This window comes from Cochleicola gelatinilyticus, assembly GCF_001637325.1.
Lineage (GTDB): Bacteria > Bacteroidota > Bacteroidia > Flavobacteriales > Flavobacteriaceae > Cochleicola > Cochleicola gelatinilyticus.
The window spans coordinates 1-362 of the sequence record NZ_LRXL01000042.1 but is presented as its reverse complement, the minus strand read 5'-3'; the positions used below and the strand labels follow the sequence as shown (position 1 = coordinate 362).

Annotated in this window: 1 protein-coding gene; it reads right to left on the bottom strand. The window is 46.4% G+C overall.

Features of this window, described 5'->3' with window-relative positions; translation table 11 throughout:
• Window positions 1–311: hypothetical protein (locus ULVI_RS10575; protein WP_157632611.1), on the bottom strand; the 311-nt coding region annotated here is incomplete at its 3' end.
• Window positions 312–362: the final 51 nt, after the last annotated feature.

Below are 362 nucleotides of genomic sequence, written 5' to 3'. Positions count from 1 at the left end.
GCAACTGGAATATCCGTAAATGGAACTTGTCCCAATACCAACGAAAAACTCCCGACCGTAACACAGCCCGCAGAATTAATAGCTCGAACCCAAATTAGAACACCACCACCGCTAGGATACGCCGTATCGTTCATAATGGGAGCATTCCCAGAAGTAGCATCCGCCTCACTAGTGTGATAGGTAAGGTCGAGCCCAACTTGAGTGTTGAGAATCTCAGCATCTTTGCTTCGTAAATCATAAACCTCAACACCATCCTGATCGGTATCGCATACCAAATAAGAATCGATAGGAACTGTGATCATCGGAGCCATGACCACGCGAAGGTCTAGGCCTACTATAGCACACTAACCACATGATGACTA